Annotated in this window: 22 protein-coding genes; 8 read left to right on the top strand and 14 right to left on the bottom strand. The window is 69.4% G+C overall.

Going from position 1 to position 18,671, the window contains the following annotated elements; translation table 11 throughout:
• Positions 1 to 4: 4 nt before the first annotated feature.
• Positions 5 to 1,204, bottom strand: a complete 1,200-nt coding sequence (locus tag V8J36_RS12615) for a pyridoxal-phosphate-dependent aminotransferase family protein (RefSeq protein ID WP_336467652.1) — start codon at positions 1,202 to 1,204, stop codon at positions 5 to 7.
• A 219-nt stretch (positions 1,205 to 1,423) separates the two neighbouring features.
• Here V8J36_RS12615 and V8J36_RS12610 point away from each other — a divergent pair, with 219 nt between their 5' ends.
• Positions 1,424 to 2,212: a fused DSP-PTPase phosphatase/NAD kinase-like protein gene (locus V8J36_RS12610; protein ID WP_336467651.1), complete on the top strand. Its 789-nt coding sequence runs from the start codon at positions 1,424 to 1,426 to the stop codon at positions 2,210 to 2,212.
• A 56-nt stretch (positions 2,213 to 2,268) separates the two neighbouring features.
• Here V8J36_RS12610 and V8J36_RS12605 read toward each other — a convergent pair whose 3' ends face one another.
• Entirely contained in the window at positions 2,269 to 2,586 is a 318-nt protein-coding gene (locus V8J36_RS12605; protein ID WP_336467650.1) for a hypothetical protein, read from the bottom strand.
• A 174-nt stretch (positions 2,587 to 2,760) separates the two neighbouring features.
• Here V8J36_RS12605 and V8J36_RS12600 point away from each other — a divergent pair, with 174 nt between their 5' ends.
• The gene (locus V8J36_RS12600) at positions 2,761 to 2,895 is read left to right on the top strand and encodes an entericidin A/B family lipoprotein (RefSeq protein ID WP_336467649.1); all 135 of its coding nucleotides are present in this window, start codon (positions 2,761 to 2,763) and stop codon (positions 2,893 to 2,895) included.
• Positions 2,896 to 3,097: 202 nt separating this feature from the next.
• Here the strand turns inward: V8J36_RS12600 and V8J36_RS12595 are convergent, their stop codons facing one another.
• Positions 3,098 to 3,598, bottom strand: a complete 501-nt coding sequence (locus V8J36_RS12595) for a pyridoxamine 5'-phosphate oxidase family protein (RefSeq protein WP_336467648.1) — start codon at positions 3,596 to 3,598, stop codon at positions 3,098 to 3,100.
• A gap of 157 nt (positions 3,599 to 3,755) precedes the next feature.
• Positions 3,756 to 5,888: a methylmalonyl-CoA mutase gene (gene scpA, locus V8J36_RS12590; RefSeq protein ID WP_336467647.1), complete on the bottom strand. Its 2,133-nt coding sequence runs from the start codon at positions 5,886 to 5,888 to the stop codon at positions 3,756 to 3,758.
• Positions 5,889 to 6,010: 122 nt separating this feature from the next.
• Here scpA and V8J36_RS12585 point away from each other — a divergent pair, with 122 nt between their 5' ends.
• Positions 6,011 to 6,475 carry a DUF4174 domain-containing protein gene (locus V8J36_RS12585; RefSeq protein ID WP_336467646.1) on the top strand — a complete coding sequence of 155 codons (465 nt, stop codon included), beginning with the start codon at positions 6,011 to 6,013 and terminating at the stop codon, positions 6,473 to 6,475.
• A 35-nt stretch (positions 6,476 to 6,510) separates the two neighbouring features.
• Here the strand turns inward: V8J36_RS12585 and V8J36_RS12580 are convergent, their stop codons facing one another.
• The 8 genes from V8J36_RS12580 to V8J36_RS12545 form a co-directional block, all read right to left on the bottom strand.
• Complete coding sequence (locus tag V8J36_RS12580) at positions 6,511 to 8,511, bottom strand: acetyl/propionyl/methylcrotonyl-CoA carboxylase subunit alpha (RefSeq protein WP_336467645.1); 2,001 nt, start codon at positions 8,509 to 8,511, stop codon at positions 6,511 to 6,513.
• Between the two features lie 111 nt (positions 8,512 to 8,622).
• Positions 8,623 to 8,832: a hypothetical protein gene (locus tag V8J36_RS12575; protein WP_336467644.1), complete on the bottom strand. Its 210-nt coding sequence runs from the start codon at positions 8,830 to 8,832 to the stop codon at positions 8,623 to 8,625.
• 174 nt (positions 8,833 to 9,006) lie between these two features.
• On the bottom strand, positions 9,007 to 9,219 hold the full coding sequence (locus tag V8J36_RS12570) for a hypothetical protein (protein ID WP_336467643.1): 213 nt from the start codon (positions 9,217 to 9,219) through the stop codon (positions 9,007 to 9,009).
• A 325-nt stretch (positions 9,220 to 9,544) separates the two neighbouring features.
• The gene (locus V8J36_RS12565; protein WP_336467642.1) at positions 9,545 to 9,952 is read right to left on the bottom strand and encodes a hypothetical protein; all 408 of its coding nucleotides are present in this window, start codon (positions 9,950 to 9,952) and stop codon (positions 9,545 to 9,547) included.
• A 75-nt stretch (positions 9,953 to 10,027) separates the two neighbouring features.
• Positions 10,028 to 10,159, bottom strand: coding sequence for a hypothetical protein (locus V8J36_RS12560; RefSeq protein ID WP_336467641.1), 132 nt, complete (start codon positions 10,157 to 10,159; stop codon positions 10,028 to 10,030).
• A gap of 97 nt (positions 10,160 to 10,256) precedes the next feature.
• Positions 10,257 to 10,646, bottom strand: coding sequence for a DUF6497 family protein (locus tag V8J36_RS12555; RefSeq protein ID WP_336467640.1), 390 nt, complete (start codon positions 10,644 to 10,646; stop codon positions 10,257 to 10,259).
• A complete protein-coding gene (locus V8J36_RS12550) occupies positions 10,643 to 11,062 on the bottom strand; it encodes a RidA family protein (RefSeq protein WP_336467639.1) in 420 nt (139 codons plus the stop codon). Before V8J36_RS12550 ends, V8J36_RS12555 begins: the two co-directional genes overlap by 4 nt.
• A 7-nt stretch (positions 11,063 to 11,069) precedes the next feature.
• Positions 11,070 to 12,602 (bottom strand): acyl-CoA carboxylase subunit beta, encoded by a 1,533-nt coding sequence (locus V8J36_RS12545; protein ID WP_336467638.1) that lies wholly within the window; start codon positions 12,600 to 12,602, stop codon positions 11,070 to 11,072.
• 228 nt (positions 12,603 to 12,830) lie between these two features.
• On the opposite strand from V8J36_RS12545, the gene V8J36_RS12540 reads away from it, so the two are divergent.
• From V8J36_RS12540 to V8J36_RS12530, 3 genes are read left to right on the top strand one after another with little or no spacing between them, the layout of a single operon-like run.
• Positions 12,831 to 13,193: a DMT family protein gene (locus tag V8J36_RS12540; protein WP_336467941.1), complete on the top strand. Its 363-nt coding sequence runs from the start codon at positions 12,831 to 12,833 to the stop codon at positions 13,191 to 13,193.
• Positions 13,190 to 14,377, top strand: coding sequence for a multidrug effflux MFS transporter (locus V8J36_RS12535; RefSeq protein WP_336467637.1), 1,188 nt, complete (start codon positions 13,190 to 13,192; stop codon positions 14,375 to 14,377). The genes V8J36_RS12540 and V8J36_RS12535 overlap by 4 nt, the downstream gene beginning before the upstream one ends.
• 56 nt (positions 14,378 to 14,433) lie before the next feature.
• Positions 14,434 to 15,828 (top strand): helix-turn-helix domain-containing protein, encoded by a 1,395-nt coding sequence (locus V8J36_RS12530; protein ID WP_336467636.1) that lies wholly within the window; start codon positions 14,434 to 14,436, stop codon positions 15,826 to 15,828.
• Positions 15,829 to 15,831: 3 nt separating this feature from the next.
• Here the strand turns inward: V8J36_RS12530 and V8J36_RS12525 are convergent, their stop codons facing one another.
• Together V8J36_RS12525 and V8J36_RS12520 are read right to left on the bottom strand one after the other, a co-directional pair.
• Positions 15,832 to 16,089 (bottom strand): YdcH family protein, encoded by a 258-nt coding sequence (locus tag V8J36_RS12525; RefSeq protein ID WP_336467635.1) that lies wholly within the window; start codon positions 16,087 to 16,089, stop codon positions 15,832 to 15,834.
• Between the two features lie 68 nt (positions 16,090 to 16,157).
• Positions 16,158 to 16,820, bottom strand: coding sequence for a thermonuclease family protein (locus tag V8J36_RS12520; protein ID WP_336467634.1), 663 nt, complete (start codon positions 16,818 to 16,820; stop codon positions 16,158 to 16,160).
• A gap of 144 nt (positions 16,821 to 16,964) precedes the next feature.
• Between V8J36_RS12520 and V8J36_RS12515 the strand changes: the two genes are divergently transcribed.
• Together V8J36_RS12515 and V8J36_RS12510 are read left to right on the top strand one after the other, a co-directional pair.
• On the top strand, positions 16,965 to 18,062 hold the full coding sequence (locus tag V8J36_RS12515) for an aminodeoxychorismate synthase component I (protein ID WP_336467633.1): 1,098 nt from the start codon (positions 16,965 to 16,967) through the stop codon (positions 18,060 to 18,062).
• Positions 18,032 to 18,670 (top strand): aminotransferase class IV, encoded by a 639-nt coding sequence (locus V8J36_RS12510; RefSeq protein WP_336467632.1) that lies wholly within the window; start codon positions 18,032 to 18,034, stop codon positions 18,668 to 18,670. Before V8J36_RS12515 ends, V8J36_RS12510 begins: the two co-directional genes overlap by 31 nt.
• The last annotated feature ends 1 nt before the right edge of the window (position 18,671 follow it).

Raw genomic sequence — 18,671 nt, 5'->3', positions numbered from 1 at the left:
GGGCTCAGCCTTTCGCGATGACGGCAGCGGCGGCGGCCAGCGCCCCGCGGCCATGGGGGATCTCGAGCGCGGTCATCCCCGCCTCCATGGTGCCCAGCACGCCCATCACCATATGGGCGTTCAGATGGCCCATGTGCGCGACCCGCAGGAAGTCGCCATAGCGCGCATCCGAGGGCAGCGTCATGCCCAACCCGATGCCCAGCGTCACGCCGGCCTCGGTTTCCAGCCACTTGCGCAGCTTGCCCGCACCGCCGTCACCGATCTTCACCGCGGTGACCGAGCGGCCGCGCAGCGCCGGATCGGCGATGTTCATCGCGATGTCGCCGCCCTGCCCCCAAGTGTCGAGCGCGGCCCAGACCGCCTCGGACAGGGTGCGGTGCCGGGCCCAGACGTTCTCGATCCCTTCCTCGTCGAGGATCATGGTCAGCGACTCGCGCAGGCCGAACAGGTGGTGGGTGGGCGCGGTGCCGCAGAAGAACTGGTAGTATTCGTTGACCTCGATCCGCGGCGTCCAGTCCCAGTAGGGCGTCGCCAGATCGGCACCGCGGCAGGCGGCCAGCGCCTTGTCCGAGATCCAGACGAAGGCGAGGCCCGGCGGCACCATCAGCCCCTTCTGGCTGGCCGCGACCATGATGTCGACGCCCCAGTCGTCGAAGCGGAACTCGTCGCAGCCGAGCGAGGCGATGCAGTCCACCGCCAGCAACGCCGGGTGGCCGACGCCGTCGATCGCGCGGCGGATCGCGGCGATGTCGTTCCGGACGCTGGTCGCAGTGTCGACATGCGTCACCAGCACCGCCTTGATCCGGTGCGCGGTGTCGGCCTTCAGCGCCTCGGCGATCTTCTCGGGATCGGCGGGCGACTTCAGGCCGAAGTCGATGGTCTCGGCGTTGATGCCCATGCGCCGCGCGGCCTCGGCCCAGCCGATGCCGAAGCGCCCGGTCAGCGCCACCAGCGCCGTGTCCCCGCGCGAGAACATGTTGGCGATCGCCGCCTCCCACGCGCCATGGCCGTTGGCGATGTAGATCGCGACATGGCCCGAAGACAGCGCCACCCGCTTCAGGTCCGGGATCAGGCCCTTCGTCATCTCGACCATCGCGCCTTCGTAGATGTTCGGCGCGGCGCGGTGCATCGCGTTCAGCACCCGGTCGGGCATGACCGAGGGGCCGGGAATGGCGAGATAGCTGCGACCGTGGGCGAGGGGCATGGATCCTCCGGGGAACGGGCCGGGGCGCGCGCGGGCCGCCAACCGGCCGGTCGCGCCCGCGGACAAATGCGGGTGCGCCCTGCCTAGGACGGGGCGCAGGCAAGGTCAATGCGGGCGGCTGCGGCGCGCCGGGCACGCCCCCGCCACGCGCTTGCCAGAGGGGGGACAAGCCGCTAAGCCCTCGTCACCCCGACGCTAACCGATGCCCGAAGGAGCGCAATGCCCGGCCGAGGCCCAGAGCACGATCAGGCGGACGACCAAGCGGACGCCCCCGCCGAGACCGCGCCCCCCCGTCCCCGCACGCGCAGCGGCGGCAAGCGGCCGTTCGACCTGTCCGCCCCCTGGGGCCGGGTCCGCGCCCGTCTGCATATGTCGCTGAAGGACCACGGCATCCTGCGGGCGCTCTGGGCCAACGACCATCAGGTCTGCCCGGGCGTCTGGCGCGCGAACCAGCCCTCGCCCGAACGGATGCGCAGCTGGAAGGCGCGCGGCATCCGCACCGTGCTGAACCTGCGCGGCGACCGGCCGGAAAGCTACTGGCTGCTCGAAGCCGAGGCGGCCGAGGCGCTGGGGCTCGACCTTGTCGATGTCTCGCTGCGCGCGCGCAAGCTGCCCACGCGCGAACGTCTGCTCGAGCTCGAGGCGGTGTTCCGCAGGGTCGAGACGCCGCTGGTGATGCATTGCAAGTCGGGGGCCGACCGCACCGGCTTCGCGGCCGCGCTCTGGCTGATCATGATCGAGGACCGCCCGGTGATCGAGGCGATGCGCGAGCTGCACTGGCGCTTCCTGCATTTCCGCAACGGGCCGACCGGCGTGCTCGACCAGTTCCTGCGCAGCTATGCCGCCGCCGAGGCCGCGACCGGCATCGCCTTCATGGACTGGGTGCGCGAGGTCTATGACCCAGCCGCGGTCACCGCCGAATTCGCGCGCTGGCAGGCCGGACGGCGGCGCTGGCTGCCCGCCTTCCTGACCGGGGGCGGCGGCGCCGAAGAGGGCGAAGAGGGCTGAGCCCGCCCCCTTGAACGCGCCCCCTTGAACACGCCCCCCGCCCGGCGCGGGACGACCTAGCCGCCCGCGCCGCAGTCCAGATCCATCCGCGCCTCTCCGGTATCGCCGGGAAGGCCGGTCACCACGCTGCCGGGCAGGACGCGGCAGCCGGTCGCCTGCTCGGCCGCGCGGATCATCAGCGCCGGCACCGGCGCCCGCTGGGCCCGGGTCAGATAGCCCAGCCGGATCACCTCGGCCCGCTCGCCCTTCCAGAAAACGCTGAACCGGATCCCGCCCAGCTCGAGGTCATGGCGCACGGCGCCGAAGAACTCGGGCGCGGGCGAGGCGCAGGCGGCCAGCAGGGCCAGGGCAGGAAGGCAGCGCAGGGGCGTCATCAGCTCAGGCTGACCGCGGCAGGGTTAAGCAATGATTAAGGGATGGTTAAAAGAACGCCCCGGACCGGCAGGGTGCCGCCGCGGCGCCGCCGTTTCGAGGAATTTTCACGATCCGGGCGGGAACGCAGCGCAGGCGGCGGCGTTTGCCCCCCGAACCTAGCGAAGGAGAACGCCATGCGCATCGCACTCGTCCTGACCGCCCTTCTGGCCCTCACCGCCTGTGAGACCGTCAAGGGCGCCGGCCACGACATCCAGAAGGGTGGCGCCGCGATCAGCCAGGAAGCGGCGAAGACCCAGCAGCAGATGTGATCACGGCGGGTCGCGGCGCCCGGTGCCACCCGGGCCCGCGACCCTCTGAGACCGCAGCACTGATGCAGAAAGCCCCCGCCGGTCCGGCGGGGGCTTTCTGCCGTCTGGGGGTCCGCAAGTCGCAGTGCCGGGGTCTTCCCTGCAAGCGTGCGGACGGGGGACCGGTGGCGGGACCAGGGGCCCGCCACCGGCGCCTGCGGGGTCAGGACAGCGGCACCTGCGCCTGGCGGTCGGCGAAGTCGCGGCGCAGGTCGGCGCCGAACAGCGCCTTGGCGCCGGTCACGAGGCTCGACCCCGTTTCCCAGATCTCGGCGCTGTCCAGATCGAAGCGCAGCAGTTCCAGCGAGGGGTCCGACTTGCCGTTGGGATACCAGGCCGCGACGAAGGGGTTCCAGAGCCGCTCGACCACCGCCGGATCGGTGTCGATCACCAGCCGGCCGCGGATCGTGGCGTAAAGATCGTGGTTCTTCGCCACGAAGGTCGCCAGCGCCGGCTGCGCCCCGGTGCCCAGCGCGCGCGCGAGCGAGGTGTCCTTGGCGGTGAAGATCCAGAGCGGGCCCTGGTCCTTTCCGGTCGTCTCGTCGACCAGCGCGGTCATCGGCCGGGGATGGTCGTCGGTCGCCGTCTCGAGGCCCAGCATCAGCGTGCGATCGCTGGCGAGGTGCTTCCAGAGGTGGTGCTTGAGGTCTTCGGGGCTGCGCATGGCGCGTCCTTTCCTTCCATTGGCTGTCGGAAGGGAAACGCCTTGCGCCGGCCTGCGTTCCGGTGGCTCGACCGGATGTGAGCGCCGGGTGACGAGGCCGGAGGGGCTGCCTGCCCCTCCGGACCTCCCCGGGGATATTTTGACCAATGCGAAAGGATCAAGCGGCGCGGGCTGCGCGGATCAGGCCGAGGATGTCCTTCGCGGCCGAGGGGATGTTGGTGCCGGGGCCGAAGATCGCCTTGACGCCGCGGTCGTAGAGATACTGGTAGTCCTGCGCGGGGATCACGCCGCCGCAGATCACCAGAATGTCGCCGGCACCCTGCGCCTTCAGCGCCTCGACCAGCTTCGGCGCCAGCGTCTTGTGGCCGGCAGCCTGGGACGAGATGCCGATGACATGCACGTCGTTGTCGATCGCGTCCTGCGCGGCCTCTTCGGGGGTCTGGAACAACGGACCCACGTCGACGTCGAAGCCGATGTCGGCGAAGGCCGTCGCGATCACCTTGGCGCCGCGGTCATGGCCGTCCTGGCCCATCTTCACCACCAGCATCCGCGGGCGGCGGCCCTCTTCTTCCGCGAAGGTCTCGACGTCCTTCTGGATCTGGGCGAAGCCCGCGTCGCCCTCGTAGGCCGCGCCATAGACGCCGGCGAGGGTCTTCACCTCGGCGCGGTGACGGCCGAATTCCTCTTCCATCGCCATCGAGATCTCTCCCACCGTGGCCCGGGCGCGCGCGGCCTCGACCGCCGCGGCGAGCAGGTTGCCGCCCTCTTTCGCGCGCCGCTTCAGCTCGGCCAGCGCGGCGTCGCAGGCCGCCTGATCGCGGGTGGCACGGATCCGGTCCAGCCGCGCGACCTGCGCCTCGCGCACCGCGACGTTGTCGATGTCGAGGATGTCGAGCGCATCCTCCTTCGCCAACCGGTACTTGTTGACGCCGACGATCACATCCTCGCCGCGGTCGATCGCGGCTTGGCGGCGGGCGGCGCTCTCCTCGATCCGGAGCTTCGGCATGCCGGAGGCCACGGCCTTGGTCATGCCGCCCATCGCTTCGACCTCCTCGATCAGCGCCCAGGCCTTGTCCGCCAGCTCCGCCGTCAGGCTCTCGACATAGTAGGACCCGGCCAGCGGATCGACGACATGGGTGATGCCGGTCTCTTCCTGCAGGATCAGCTGGGTGTTGCGCGCGATGCGGGCCGAGAATTCGGTGGGCAGCGCGATGGCTTCATCCAGCGCGTTTGTGTGCAGCGATTGCGTGCCCCCCAGCGCCGCCGCCAGCGCCTCATAGGCGGTGCGGATGACGTTGTTGTAGGGGTCCTGTTCCTGCAAGCTCACGCCCGAGGTCTGGCAATGGGTGCGCAGCATCGACGAGCCCGGCTTCTTCGGATTGAACTCGGCCATGATCCGCGACCACAGGAGGCGCGCGGCGCGCAGCTTCGCCGCCTCCATGAAGACGTTCATGCCGATGGCGAAGAAGAACGACAGGCGCCCGGCGAAGGCGTCGACATCCATCCCCCGTGCCAGCGCCGCGCGGACGTATTCGCGCCCGTCGGCCAAGGTGAAGGCCAGCTCCTGCACCAGGTTCGCACCGGCCTCCTGCATGTGGTAGCCGGAGATCGAGATCGAGTTGAACTTCGGCATCTCGGCGGCGGTGTATTCGATGATGTCGGCGATGATCCGCATCGAGGGTTCGGGCGGGTACACATAGGTGTTCCGCACCATGAATTCCTTCAGGATGTCGTTCTGGATCGTCCCCGACAGCTCGGCCCGCGGCACGCCCTGTTCCTCGCCGGTGACGATGAAATTGGCGAGGATCGGGATCACCGCGCCGTTCATCGTCATCGAGACCGAGATCTTCTCCAGCGGGATGCCGTCGAAGAGGATCTTCATGTCCTCGACCGAGTCGATGGCGACCCCGGCCTTGCCGACATCGCCCACCACGCGCGGGTGGTCGCTGTCATAGCCGCGGTGGGTGGCCAGGTCGAAGGCCACGGACACCCCCTGCTGCCCGGCGGCCAGCGCCTTTCGGTAGAAGGCGTTCGATTCCTCGGCCGTCGAGAAGCCGGCATATTGCCGGATCGTCCAGGGGCGGCCCGCATACATCGTGGCACGCACGCCGCGGGTGAAGGGCGCGATGCCCGGCAGGCTGCCCATATGCGGCAGGTCGGCGGTGTCCGCCTCGGTGTACAGGGGTTTGACGCGGATCCCCTCCAGCGTCTCCCAGTCGAGGCTCGACGGGTCGCGGCCCTTCAGTTCCTTTGCCGCCAGCGCCTTCCAGTCGTCGATCTTGCCGCTCATGCCCGTCTCTCTCCCACCGTCGCGGGTGCGCTCCTCGCGCGCTCCGCAGGTTGCTGCTTCCGACCGCGCCGCCCTTCCCCGGGCCCGCGCCGCCGCCTATATTCCGAAGGACAGGAGGACCGATGCCGCGACCCCATGCCCTTGCCCTCGCCTCACTGCTGCTGGCAGCGATCCCGGGCGGCATCGCCGCCACCACGCCTGCCCTCACCCAAAGCCCCGCCGAAACGCTGGTGCGCCCGGCCGCCGACCAGCGGCTCGAGGATTTCCGCTGGCAGAGCCGGCTGGTCGTCGTCTTCGCCGATACCGAGCAGGACCCGGCTTTCACCCAGCAGATGCGCTGGATCGCCGAGCGGCCCGAGGATCTGACCACCCGCGACGTCATCGTGCTGACCGACACCGATCCCGCCAGCCCCGGCCCGATCCGGCAGGGCATGCGCCCGCGCGGCTTTTCCGTGGTGCTGGTCGACAAGGACGGCGTGGTGAACCAGCGCAAGCCCTTCCCGCAGGAGCTGCGTGAGCTGACCCGCGCCATCGACCGGATGCCGGTGCGCCAGGAAGAGATCCGCCGCCAGCGCTTCGGCGGCTGATCCCTGCCCCGTCCGGGTCCCGGTCGCAGGCCCCATCACTCGAACTCTAGGATCACGTCGTCGACCTTCAGGCTGGCGCCCGGGGCCGCGTTGACCTTCTTGACCACGGCCTTCTTCTCGGCGCGCAGGATGTTCTCCATCTTCATCGCCTCGACCGTGGCCAGCGCCTGACCCTCCTGCACCTCGTCGCCCTCGGCCACGTTGATCTTCACCACCAGGCCCGGCATCGGGCACAGCAGGTATTTCGAGGTGTCGGGCGGCAGCTTTTCAAGCATGTGCCCGGCCAGTTCCGCCGCGCGCGGGCTGCGCACGTTCACCTTCAGATCGGCGCCGCGGTGGCGCAGGCGGAAGCCCTGCGGGATCTTGCCCACCTTCACCACCAGCGGCTCGCCATCGACCATGGCGCGGCACAGCTGCATCCCCGGCGTCCAGTCGGCGGTGACACGATGCGTGGCCCCATCGGCGAAGGTCACGGTCGAGCCCTCGCGGTCGGCCGCGATGGTCACCGGGAAGCTCTCGTCCTGCAGCGTCACCACCCAGTCTGTGCCGACCCGGCGCTCATGGTTGCCAAGCGTGCCAGAGATGCGGGCGCGCCGGATCTCTGCCACCCGGTTCATCGCCGCGGCCACCGCCGCAACCTTGCGCAGCGTCGGCTGCGGCAGCACCGCGCCCTGGAAGCCCTCGGGATATTCCTCGGCGATGAAGGCGGTGGTGATGTTGCCCTTCACGAAGCGGTCATGGTCCATCACCGCCGCCACGAAGGGCAGGTTGTGGCCGATCCCCTCGACCTCGAAAGTGTCGAGCGCGATGCGCATCTTCTCGATCGCCTCGAGACGCGTCGGCGCCCAGGTGCAGAGCTTGGCGATCATCGGGTCGTAGAACATCGAGATCTCGCCGCCCTCGAAGACACCGGTGTCGTTCCTGACGATCCCGCCCGCATCCTCGCCCTCGGCCGGGGGCCGGTAGCGGGTCAGCCGGCCGATCGAGGGCAGGAAGTTGCGATAGGGGTCCTCGGCGTAAAGCCGGCTTTCCATCGCCCAGCCGTTGATCTTCAGGTCTTCCTGCTTGAACGGCAGCGGCTCGCCATGCGCCACGCGGATCATCTGCTCGACCAGGTCGACGCCGGTGATCAGTTCGGTCACCGGGTGTTCCACCTGCAGACGGGTGTTCATCTCGAGGAAGTAGAAGTTCCGCGACCCATCGACGATGAATTCGACGGTCCCGGCGCTGGTATAGCCCACGGCCTTGGCCAGCGCGCAGGCCTGCTCGCCCATCGCCTTGCGGGTGGCCTCGTCGAGGAAGGGCGAGGGCGCCTCTTCGATGACCTTCTGGTTGCGCCGCTGGATCGAGCATTCGCGCTCGTGCAGATACACGCAGTTGCCGTGCTTGTCGGCCAGCACCTGGATCTCGATGTGCCGGGGCTGGGTGACGAACTTCTCGATGAAGATCCGGTCGTCGCCGAAGCTGTTGGCCGCCTCGTTCTTCGAGCTCTCGAAGCCCTCGCGGGCCTCCTGCGCGTTCCAGGCGATGCGCATGCCCTTGCCGCCGCCACCGGCCGAGGCCTTGATCATCACCGGATAGCCGATCTGGTCAGAGATCTTCACCGCCTCTTCGGCATCGGCGATCAGGCCCATGTAGCCCGGCACGGTCGAGACCCCGGCCTCTGCCGCCAGCTTCTTCGAGGTGATCTTGTCGCCCATCGCTTCGATCGCCGGGCTCGGCGGGCCGATGAAGACCACGCCCGCCGCCTCGAGCGCGGCGGCGAAGTCCATCCGTTCCGACAGGAAGCCATAGCCCGGATGCACGGCCTCGGCGCCCGTGGCCTTGATCGCGGCCATGATCTTGTCGATCACGATATAGGACTGGTTCGCAGGCGGCGGGCCGATATGGATCGCCTCGTCGGCCATCTTGACATGCAGCGCGTTGCGGTCGGCGTCGGAATAGACCGCAACCGTCCGGATCCCCATCTTGCGCGCGGTCTTGATGACGCGGCAGGCGATCTCGCCCCGGTTCGCGATCAGGATCTTCTTGAACATCAACGCTCTCCCCCTGCGTGCGGTCCCCGGCCCCGCGGGCCGGACATGACAAAGGGCCGCGCGGGGGCATCATCCCCCGGCGGCCCGGAAATCTGCGAAATCTGGCAGCGGTCAGTGGCAGACGCCCGCGTCGTCGCAAAGCGCGCCCGCGGCGGCACCGACCGCGGCGGCAGCGCCGACGGTTGCCAGGTTGTTGCCGGTCGCGACGGCGCCAAGGCCGGCGATCGTGGCGCCGACGGCACCGCGTTCCATGTCGTTCTGTCCGCAGGCCGCAAGGCCGAGAAGACCTGCGAGCCCGAAGGCGAGAGCTGTGCGCTGCATGGGGCTTTCCCTTCCAGAGTGCTGTCCTGCGGGGCGAACCCTTGCGGCGTCAGACGGTTCCGGGACCAAAGCGTTTCCACCCCGCAGCCGCGGGGGGCAGACAGCAAACGGCCGCCGCGCCCGGGGGGCGTGACGGCCGCGACAGGACTGCGCGCCGCGCGGGCGCGGGTCAGGTCAGTACGAGCGGCGGCAGATGCCGGCGTCGTCGCAGAGCGCACCGGCGCCCGCGCCAAGCGCGGCCCCGGCGAGCACGTTGTTGTCGGTCGCATCGGCGATGAGCGCACCGGCGCCGGCGCCGATCGCGGCGCGGCCGCCGTCGGTCTGGGTGCAGCCGGCAATGGCCAGAGTGCCGAGGATCGCGGCGAGGAACAGTTTGGAATGACGCATGTCGAGGCTCCGCCTTCAGAACGGTTTGTTGTCATGCAACATATGACCGGCGCCGACGGTTCCGAAAAGCCGCATTCGGCGCGATGGGCGGCGGGGCGCCGATCTGCCGCGGGCGGGGGAAAAGCCGACCCGGTCCACGCGGGACCAGGCCGGAAGTCAGGGGAAGGGTAACGGTTACAACGAACCGATGCGGCGCCGCGGAACGCGACCGCCGCAATGTCCGAACGATGCAGACCAACCTGTTGCGTCGCAACGCAAAGATGAACAGTGCTCGCGCCATAGGCGAAAACCGGCCGGGTGGTGACCTGCATCGGCGGCATGGTGCTCAGTCCTCGTCCTCGTCCCAGTCGTCATCCTCGTCGTCGAAGCCGTAGTCCGGCTCCTCCTCGGCGAAGACGGCCGGGAACGACGCCTGCGCGCGCTTCAGGTCGATCTTGAGCATCGCGTCGTAACTCTGCGGATCGAAAGGATCTTCCGCGGCCACGACCTCGCGTCCGAACAGCCAGCTCAGCCGGCCGGCGTCCAGGTTGCCGCGTTCGAAAGGCTCTTCCCCGAAGTGGTTCCAGAGCGCGGCCATGAAGGCCTCGTCCGCGCGGCGGTCCATCGCGGCGCGATCCTTGAACCGCTCGCGGCGGATGATCTTGGTGACGCCCTTCTTGGTGACGGCGCGTCGGATGGTGAACTGGAAATCGGTGCCGGTCAGGCGGCCGGGAAAACCGCGATGCTTCAGCATGGCGCGCTCCTCGTCAGGGGGCCGCGCGTCCGGGATATGGCAGGCCGCCAGCCGGGGCCGGCGGCCCGGCAGGTCTCAGTATTTGGCCGTCGGCGCGGGTTCCGCGGTGACGGTCGGCTGTTCGATGTAGGTAACCGGATCCGGCTCCTTAGAACAGGCGGCAAGCGCCGCGCCGAGAACGGCGAGAAGAACGAGCTGACGATGCATGGGATACCCCCTTGTGCGATTGCGGTCGGGGCGCAGGCGACCACGCTGGCCGCCGCGCCGCAAGCCGATGGCCGGACGGTGATCGGAAACCCGCGCATCAGAACATCTCCCATTCGCAGGTCTCCGCCCCGGGGCGATAGGCCTCGAAGAACTGGGTGACCTCGGGATCGGTCTCGCCGAAGGGGATCTCGCTGTCGGCGAGCGAGATGACGATCTGCTGCGGCCTCGGCCCGGTCGAGGACAGCCGCGGCAGCGCGAAGCTGTCGCAGAGCCACTGCATGTCGGCCGAGACCGCCTGAAGATCCAGCCCCGCCGCCTCGCCGCCCTTGATCCCGGGCGCGAGGAACCGGAAGCGCGCGGTCAGCCCGTCGGGGCCCTGCGCGTCCTGCAGGGTCTCGACCCAGCTCACCTCCAGCCCGGAGGGCGTGGCGATGGGCGCGGCCAGCGCCGGCAGCGGCGCCAGGATCAGGACCGCGAGCCGGATCACCGTTCCGCCTCGGGGCGATGCGGACGCTCCGGCCGGCGGGCCAGGCAGTCGATCTCGACCAGCGCGCCGACGGCCAGCGCGGTCACCCCGATCGTGGTGCGGGCCGGGCGGCGGGCGGCGGGGAAATAGCCCGCGTAGGTCTCGTTGAAGGCGGGATAATCCCGCTCGAAGTCCGTAAGGTAGCAACGGCATTGCAAAACATCCGACCAGGAGAGTCCGATGCCTTCTAGCACGATGCCAAGGTTGTCCATCACCCGCCGTGTCTGCGCGACGATGCCTTCGGGCAGTGCCGCATCGGGCGCTGCCGGATCGGTAGGCATCTGCCCGGTCAGGAACACCCAGCCGTCCGCCTCGGTGGCGTGACTGAAGGGGGCGACGGGCCGGGGGCCGTCCGACAGGAGATGGAACAGGGTCATGGCGTGATCACAGCGGGATGTTGTCGTGCTTCTTCCACGGATTCTCGAGCCGCTTGCCCCGCAGCGAGGCGAAGGCCCGGGCGACGCGCCGGCGCGTGGACCGCGGCTGGATCACCTCGTCGATGAAGCCCTTTTCCGCAGCCACGAAGGGGTTTGCGAAGCGATCCTCGTAATCCTTGGTCCGGGCCGCGATCTTCTCGGCATCGCCCAGTTCCGAGCGGTACAGGATCTCGACCGCGCCCTTCGCGCCCATCACCGCGATCTCCGCCGTGGGCCAGGCATAGTTGAAGTCGCCGCGCAGGTGCTTCGAGCTCATCACGTCATAGGCGCCGCCATAGGCCTTGCGCGTGATCACGGTCACCTTCGGCACCGTCGCCTCGCCATAGGCGAACAGCAGCTTCGCCCCGTGCTTGATGACGCCGCCATATTCTTGGCCCGTCCCCGGCAGGAAGCCCGGCACGTCGACGAAGGTCAGGATCGGGATCTCGAAACAGTCGCAGAAGCGCACGAAGCGCGCGGCCTTGCGGCTGGAATCGATGTCGAGACAGCCGGCCAGCACCATCGGCTGGTTGGCGACGATCCCCACCGTCTGCCCCTCGATCCGCGCGAAGCCGGTGATGATGTTGGCCGCGTAATCCTTCTGGATCTCGTAGAAATCGCCTTCGTCCACGACCTTCTGGATCAGCTCCTTCATGTCGTAGGGCTGGTTCGGGTTGTCGGGGATCAACGTGTCGAGGCTTTCCTCGATCCGCGCCGGATCATCGAAGAACGGGCGCACCGGCGCCTTCTCGCGGTTGTTGAGCGGCAGGAAGTCGAAGAGCCGGCGCACTTCGGCCAGCGCCTCGACGTCATTTTCGAAAGCGCCGTCGGCGACCGAGGATTTCTTGGTGTGGGTCGAGGCGCCGCCCAGTTCCTCGGCAGTCACCACCTCATTGGTCACCGTCTTCACCACGTCGGGGCCGGTGACGAACATGTAGCTGGTGTCCTTCACCATGAAGATGAAGTCGGTCATCGCCGGGGAATAGACCGCGCCACCGGCGCAGGGGCCCATGATCACGGAGATCTGCGGCACCACGCCCGAGGCCATGACGTTGCGCTGGAACACCTCGGCATAGCCGGCGAGCGAGGCCACGCCCTCTTGGATCCGCGCGCCGCCCGAATCGTTCAGCCCGATGACCGGGGCACCGTTCTGCACCGCCATGTCCATGATCTTGCAGATCTTCAGCGCATGGGTTTCCGACAGCGAGCCGCCGAAGACGGTGAAGTCCTGGCTGAACACATAGACCATGCGCCCGTTGATCGTGCCCCAGCCGGTGACGACGCCATCGCCCGAGGGCTTCTCGTTCTGCATGTCGAAATCGACCGCCCGATGGGCGACGAACATGTCGAATTCCTCGAACGACCCTTCGTCGAGCAGAAGCTCGATCCGCTCGCGCGCGGTCAGCTTGCCCTTGGCGTGCTGGGCGTCGATCCGGCGCTGACCGCCGCCGAGCCGCGCCTGCTGACGCCGCTCTTCCAGCTGCTGCAGGATATCCTTCATCGCCTTCCCCCCATTCCAAGGCACGGGACCGGGGCCCCGCGATTGCTGTGCACCCTAGCGTCGCACAAGAGTGTTCCCAAGCGCGATTGCGAAAATTTGCAAACTGTTGGCAGAGCGCATTGTGCAAATTGCGTAGTCGCAAATACCGGCGCGTCGCGCTGGCACCTTTGGGCGCTTGGCACTAGCTCTTCGACATCCTCGGTCCGGAGCCACTCCATGCCCTTCGCCCTGCCTGCCCTGCCGCCCGCGGTCTGGACGGTATTGCTGCTGCTTGCCTCGAACATCTTCATGACATTCGCCTGGTATGGCCACCTGAAATTCAAGACATCGCCGCTGATCGTGGCGATCCTGGCCAGCTGGGGCATCGCCTTCTTCGAATACCTGCTGCAGGTTCCGGCAAACCGCATCGGATATGGGCAGCTTTCGGCCGCGCAGCTGAAGACCATCCAGGAAGTGATCACGCTGTCGGTCTTCGTGGTGTTCTCCTGGGCTTGGCTGGGCGAGGCCCCGACCTGGCGGCACCTGATGGGCTTCGCCCTGATCGGCGCCGGGGCGGCGATCATCTTCCTGGGTGCCGGGGACAAGCCGTGATCACGCGCCGCGGTCCGCATATCCTGACGCTGGTCACGCTGGCCGGGATGAGCGCGCTGTCGATCAACCTGTTCCTGCCCTCGCTGCCCGGCATGGCCCGGCACTTCGGTGTCGACTACGCGGTGATGCAGATCGCGGTCTCGGGCTATCTGGCCGTTTCGGCGGTGGCGCAGTTCGTCATCGGCCCGATCTCGGACCGCTACGGGCGCCGCCCGGTGATCCTGGCCGCGCTGGCCGTGTTCCTGCTGGCGACCCTGGGCGCGATGCTGGCCGAGACGGCAACCGCCTTCCTGCTGTTCCGCATGCTGCAGGCGGTGGTCGCGGCGCTGATCTCGCTGACCCGCGCCGTGGTCCGCGACATGCTGCCGGGGCCCGAGGCCGCCAGCCGCATCGGCTATGTCACGATGGGCATGGCGATCGCGCCGATGCTGGCGCCGATGATCGGCGGCGCGCTGGACGAGGCCTTCGGCTGGCGCGCCGGGGTCGCCTTCCTGTTCGCCGTGGGGCTGATCGCCTTCGCCGTCGCCTGGATCGACCTGTCGGAAACCGCGACCCGCGGCACCGGCTCGTTCCGCACCACCCTCGCCACCTATCCCGAGCTGCTGCGATCACAGCGCTTCTGGGGCTATGCGCTGGCAGCGGCGCTGGGGTCGGGCGGGTTCTTCGCCTATGTCGGCGGCGCGCCCTTCGTCGGCAGCGCGGTCTTCGCGCTGAGCCCGACCGAGATCGGCATGTTCTTCGCCTGCCCGGCGCTGGGCTATGCGATCGGCAACTTCATCTCGGGCCGCTACGCGGCGCGGATCGGGATGAACGCCTCGGTGCTGCTGGGCGGCATCCTCGCCACCCTGCCGATGGTCGCGGCGCTGCTGGCGGATCTTGCCGGGCTGATGCATCCGGCGATCTTCTTCCCGGCGGTGGGGGTGATGGCGCTGGGCAACGGCGTGCTGCTGCCCTCGGCCAATTCCGGGGCGATGTCGGTCCGGCCAGAGCTGGCGGGCTCGGCCTCGGGCCTTGCGGGAATGCTGGCCATCGGCACCGGCGCCGCGCTTTCGGCGCTGGCAGGCGCGCTGCTGGGCGAGGGCACCGGGGCGACACCGCTGGTCTTGCTGATGCTGGCCGCCTCGGCGCTCTCGATCCCCTCGATCCTCTGGGTGATCCGGCGCGAGCGGCAACTGGCGCGGTGACCCCTTCCCCGCTTGCTTTGCAAAGGCTATCCTTCGATTAGCAAACGGAGACGGGGATGGCGACGCAGAAGCTTTACGCGGGCCTGAAGCTTCGCGAGACGCGCGGCAGGCTCGGCCTGACCCAGAAGACCTTCGCCGAACGGCTCGGCGTCTCGCTTCCCTATCTGAACCAGATGGAGAACAACCACCGCCCGGTCTCGGCCGCGGTGGTGCTGGCGCTGGCGGGGGAATTCGGGCTCGACGTGACCGAGCTGACCGCGGGCGATGCCGAGCGGATCGTGTCGGACATGCGCGAGGCGCTGGCCGACCCGGTCTTCGCCGATACCGCGCCGCCGCTGGCCGACCTGCGGCTGGCGGCCTCGAACGCGCCGGCGCTGGCGCGCGCCTTTCTCGAGCTGCACCGCGCCTATCGCCAGACCCACGAACGCCTCGCCTCGCTGGACGAGGCGCTGGGCCGCGACGGCACCTCGATGCATGCGAGCCCTTGGGAAGAGGTGCGCGACTTCTTCCACTATTGCGACAATTACATCGATGCCGTGGATCGGGCTGCGGAACGCTTCGCCTGTCCGAAGGGCACTAGGATGGACGTGATCGAGGCTGCGACGGCCGCCCTGAAGACACGGGGCATCGAATTGCAATTTTCCGACATTGCGGAGTTTCGCCAGCAAAGCGCCGATCGGCTGGTGATCTCGACCCGGATCGCCGATGCGACGCGCCGCTTCCAGCTTCTGCACCAGATCGCGCTTCTGACCCAGAACGACCTGCTCGAGGCGACGCTGGACCTCGCGCGGTTCCAGTCCGACACCGCCCGCGCCATCGCCAAGATCGGGCTGGCCAACTATTTCGCCGGCGCGGCGCTTCTGCCCTACAACCGCTTCATCGAGGCCGCGCAGGAGACGCGCCACGATCTGGAACGGCTCGCCGACCTTTTCGGCGCCTCGATCGAGCAGGTGGCGCACCGGCTTTCGACCCTGCAGCGGCCCGGCAACAAGGGCGTGCCCTTCTTCTTCGTCCGGGTCGACCAAGCCGGCACGATCACCAAGCGCCACTCGGCCACGCGGCTGCAATTCGCCCGCTTCGGCGGCGCCTGCCCGCTGTGGAACGTGCACCAGGCCTTCGAGACGCCCGGCCGCTTCCTGCGCCAGCTGGTCGAGACACCGGACGGGCTGCGCTACCTGTCGCTCGCCCGCGACATCTCGAAGCCCGGCGGCAGCTTCACCGCGCCGGTGCGCCGCTACGCGATCAGCCTCGGCTGCGAGGTCAGCCATGCCGCCCAGCTGGTCTATGCTGACGACCTCGACCCGTCGAACCCGCATGCCTACCAGCCGATCGGCATCTCCTGCCGGATCTGCGAGCGGCGCGACTGCCACCAGCGCTCGGTGCCGCCGCTGGAGCGGCGGCTGCGGGTCGACCCGGCGCGGCGGGGCCTGCTGCCCTACGAGATCGCCTGAATCTCAGCCCTGCGCGGGTACCATGCCGCCGATCAGGCGATGCGCGATCTCGTCCTTCAGCGCGGCGCGGCGCTTGCGCAGCTCGGTCTCGGCCTGCGCACCCAGCGGCTCTACCAGCGTCTCGGCCTTGTAGACGGCGCGGTTGACCTCGTCATACTGCGCCAGCAGCCCGGCGAAATGCGGATCGGCGATCTTCAGCAGGTGCAGGCGTTCGACATGCTCGGGGAAATCCTGGGCGATCTGGTGCGGAACATGGGTCATGGAAGCTCTCCGTCCTGAGGTGACGCTCCGACCCTGCGCCCGCGCCGCGGCGCGCGCCTTGATCCGGATCAAGATCCGCCGGCGCGGCGCCATCCGGCGGAACGCGCCTCGGCCTCGGAGCAGAACCAGCGCTCGCCGCGTCCGGTGTCTATCCGGGTCTTGGCGTAGCTGCGCATCCCCGGCAGATGGTAGAGCCGCCCGTTGTCGGAGATGTTGCCCTTGATCGCGCAGGTCTCGGCCGGGGCGGGCTGCGGGGCGGGTTGCCCGGCCGCGCGGAAGGCGGCGGGCGCCTCGGCCTCGCCCTGCCAGATGCCGAGCCCCGCGATCGCGGCGCGCTTCTCGGCATCGACGTAATCGAGCGCGTAGCGACGATAGGCGAAGGCGGCGCCGGCCTCGACCATCGCGGCGCCGATATCGCCGCCGGGCCCGCGGCAGCGCGCGACCAGCCGCTTGTAGCGGTCGCGCTCGATCCCCTCGCAGCGGATCTCGCCCGAGGCCAGGACCGCCAGCTTCTCGCGCGACCAGCGCCCGCAGGGCCAGTCGCGACCGTCGCTGCGGCTGCAGGTCTGCGCGAGTTCCGGCGCGTCGATGCCGTAAAGCCGGACCCGCTCGCCCCCGATGCGAAGCGTGTCGCCGTCATGGACCACGGCGCGGCCCTGCAGGCTCTGCGCCCCGGCCGCGGACGCAAGGCAGAGGGCGGCAAGCAGGATCGTGACGGCAAGGCGGGACATGGGCACTCCGTTCGGTCGGTTTCGGCGCCGCCGAGGCCGCGCGCGGACTTGCCCGCGGGCGGGCTTCATGGGAAGGGAACCGCCAAATCCGGCCTTGGTGAGGCAGGACGGGGAACAGGCGGGGGCAATGCCGGGTCGCGCGCGATGATGCAACTGACGAACGGTCCCGATCGGCGGCCGATCGCCTTCGGCCGCCCGCTGCGGATCCTGCGCGCCGACCATCCGTCGGACGTGATCACGGTGCTGGACGCGGCGGAGGCGGCGCTGGCGGCCGGGCACTGGGTCGCCGGGCTGCTGGCTTACGAGGCGGCGACCGCCTTCGAGCCGCGGCTGGCCGGCCTGCCGCTGGGCGACGGCCCGCTGGTCCATCTGGGGGTCTTCGATGCGCCCGTGATCGCACCCTCGCCCGTGACGCCGGCGCCGCTGCCACGCTTCTCACCCGTGATCACGCAGGCCGAGCACGAGGCGCGGGTGGCGCGGGTGCTCGACTACATCGCGGCGGGCGACTGCTACCAGGTGAACCTGACCCTGCCGTTGCGGGCCGAGACCGAGGCCCCTCCGGCGGCGCTGTGGGCGGCGCTTTTGGCGCGCCAGCCGGTCCCGCATGCGGCGCTGGTCACCCTGCCCGAGGCGCCGGCACTGATCTCGCTGTCGCCGGAAAGCTTCTTCAGCCTCGACGGCGCGTGCGGGATCCGCACACGACCGATGAAGGGCACCCGCCCCCGCCATGCCGATCCCGCCGCGGATTCCGCGGCAGCGCGCGAGCTCGCGCGGTCCGAGAAGGACCGGGCCGAGAACCTGATGATCGTCGACCTTCTGCGCAACGACATTTCGCGCCTCTGCCGGCCGGGCAGCGTGAAGGTGCCGCTGCTGTGGCACGTCGAACCCTATGCGACCGTCCACCAGATGGTGTCCGAGGTGACCGGCCAACTGCGCCCCGGCACCGGGCTGGCCGAAGTGATCACGGCGCTCTTTCCCTGCGGATCGATCACCGGGGCCCCGAAGATCCGGGCGATGCAGATCATCGCCGAACTCGAGGCGCGGCCGCGCGGCGCCTATTGCGGGGCGATCGGCTGGGCGGCGCCCGACGGGCGCGCGGCCTTCAACGTGGCGATCCGCACACTGATCGCCGAAGACGGCGGGCTGACGCTGAACGTCGGCGGCGGCGTCGTGGCCGACAGCACCCCCGCGGGCGAATGGCAGGAGGCGCTGTGGAAGAGCCGTTTCGCGAACCCGGACTGAGCCCGGACGACAGGCTGATCGAGACGCTGGGCTGGACCGGGCGCGAGATCGCGCGGTTGGCGCTGCATCTCGACCGGCTCGCAGCCTCGGCCGCGGCGCTGGGTTTCGCCTGTGATCGCGGACGCGCGGCCGCGGCGCTGGAACGGATCGCGCAGGGTGCGGCGCCGCTGCGCCTGCGGCTGACGCTGGCCCGCGACGGCGTCCTTGAGGCGACGGCGCAGCCGATGGCTCCGGCCCCCGAGGAATGGCGCGTGGCACTGGCGCCGCGGCGCATCGCCTCGGACGATCCGCTGCGCGGGCACAAGACCACTGCGCGCGGGCTCTACGACCGCGGTCGCGCCGCCCTGCCCGCCGGCATCGACGAATTGCTTTATGTCAACGCGGCTGGACGGCTGGTCGAGGGCACGATCACCACGCTGTTCTTCGACCTCGGACAGGGTCCCTGCACGCCGCCGCTGGCCGAGGGCTGCCTGCCCGGCGTGCTGCGCCGGGCACTGCTGGACGCGGGCCGGGTGCAAGAGGCGCCGCTGCCGCTCGACCAGTTGGCGGCGGCGCGGCTCTGGTGCGGCAATTCGCTGCGCGGTCTGATCCCGGCGCGGCTGGCCTGAC

Source organism: Frigidibacter sp. MR17.14 (genome assembly GCF_037095735.1).
Taxonomy (GTDB): domain Bacteria; phylum Pseudomonadota; class Alphaproteobacteria; order Rhodobacterales; family Rhodobacteraceae; genus Frigidibacter.
The sequence above is the reverse complement of the archived record's forward strand: the minus strand, read 5'-3'. Positions and strand labels throughout refer to the sequence as shown.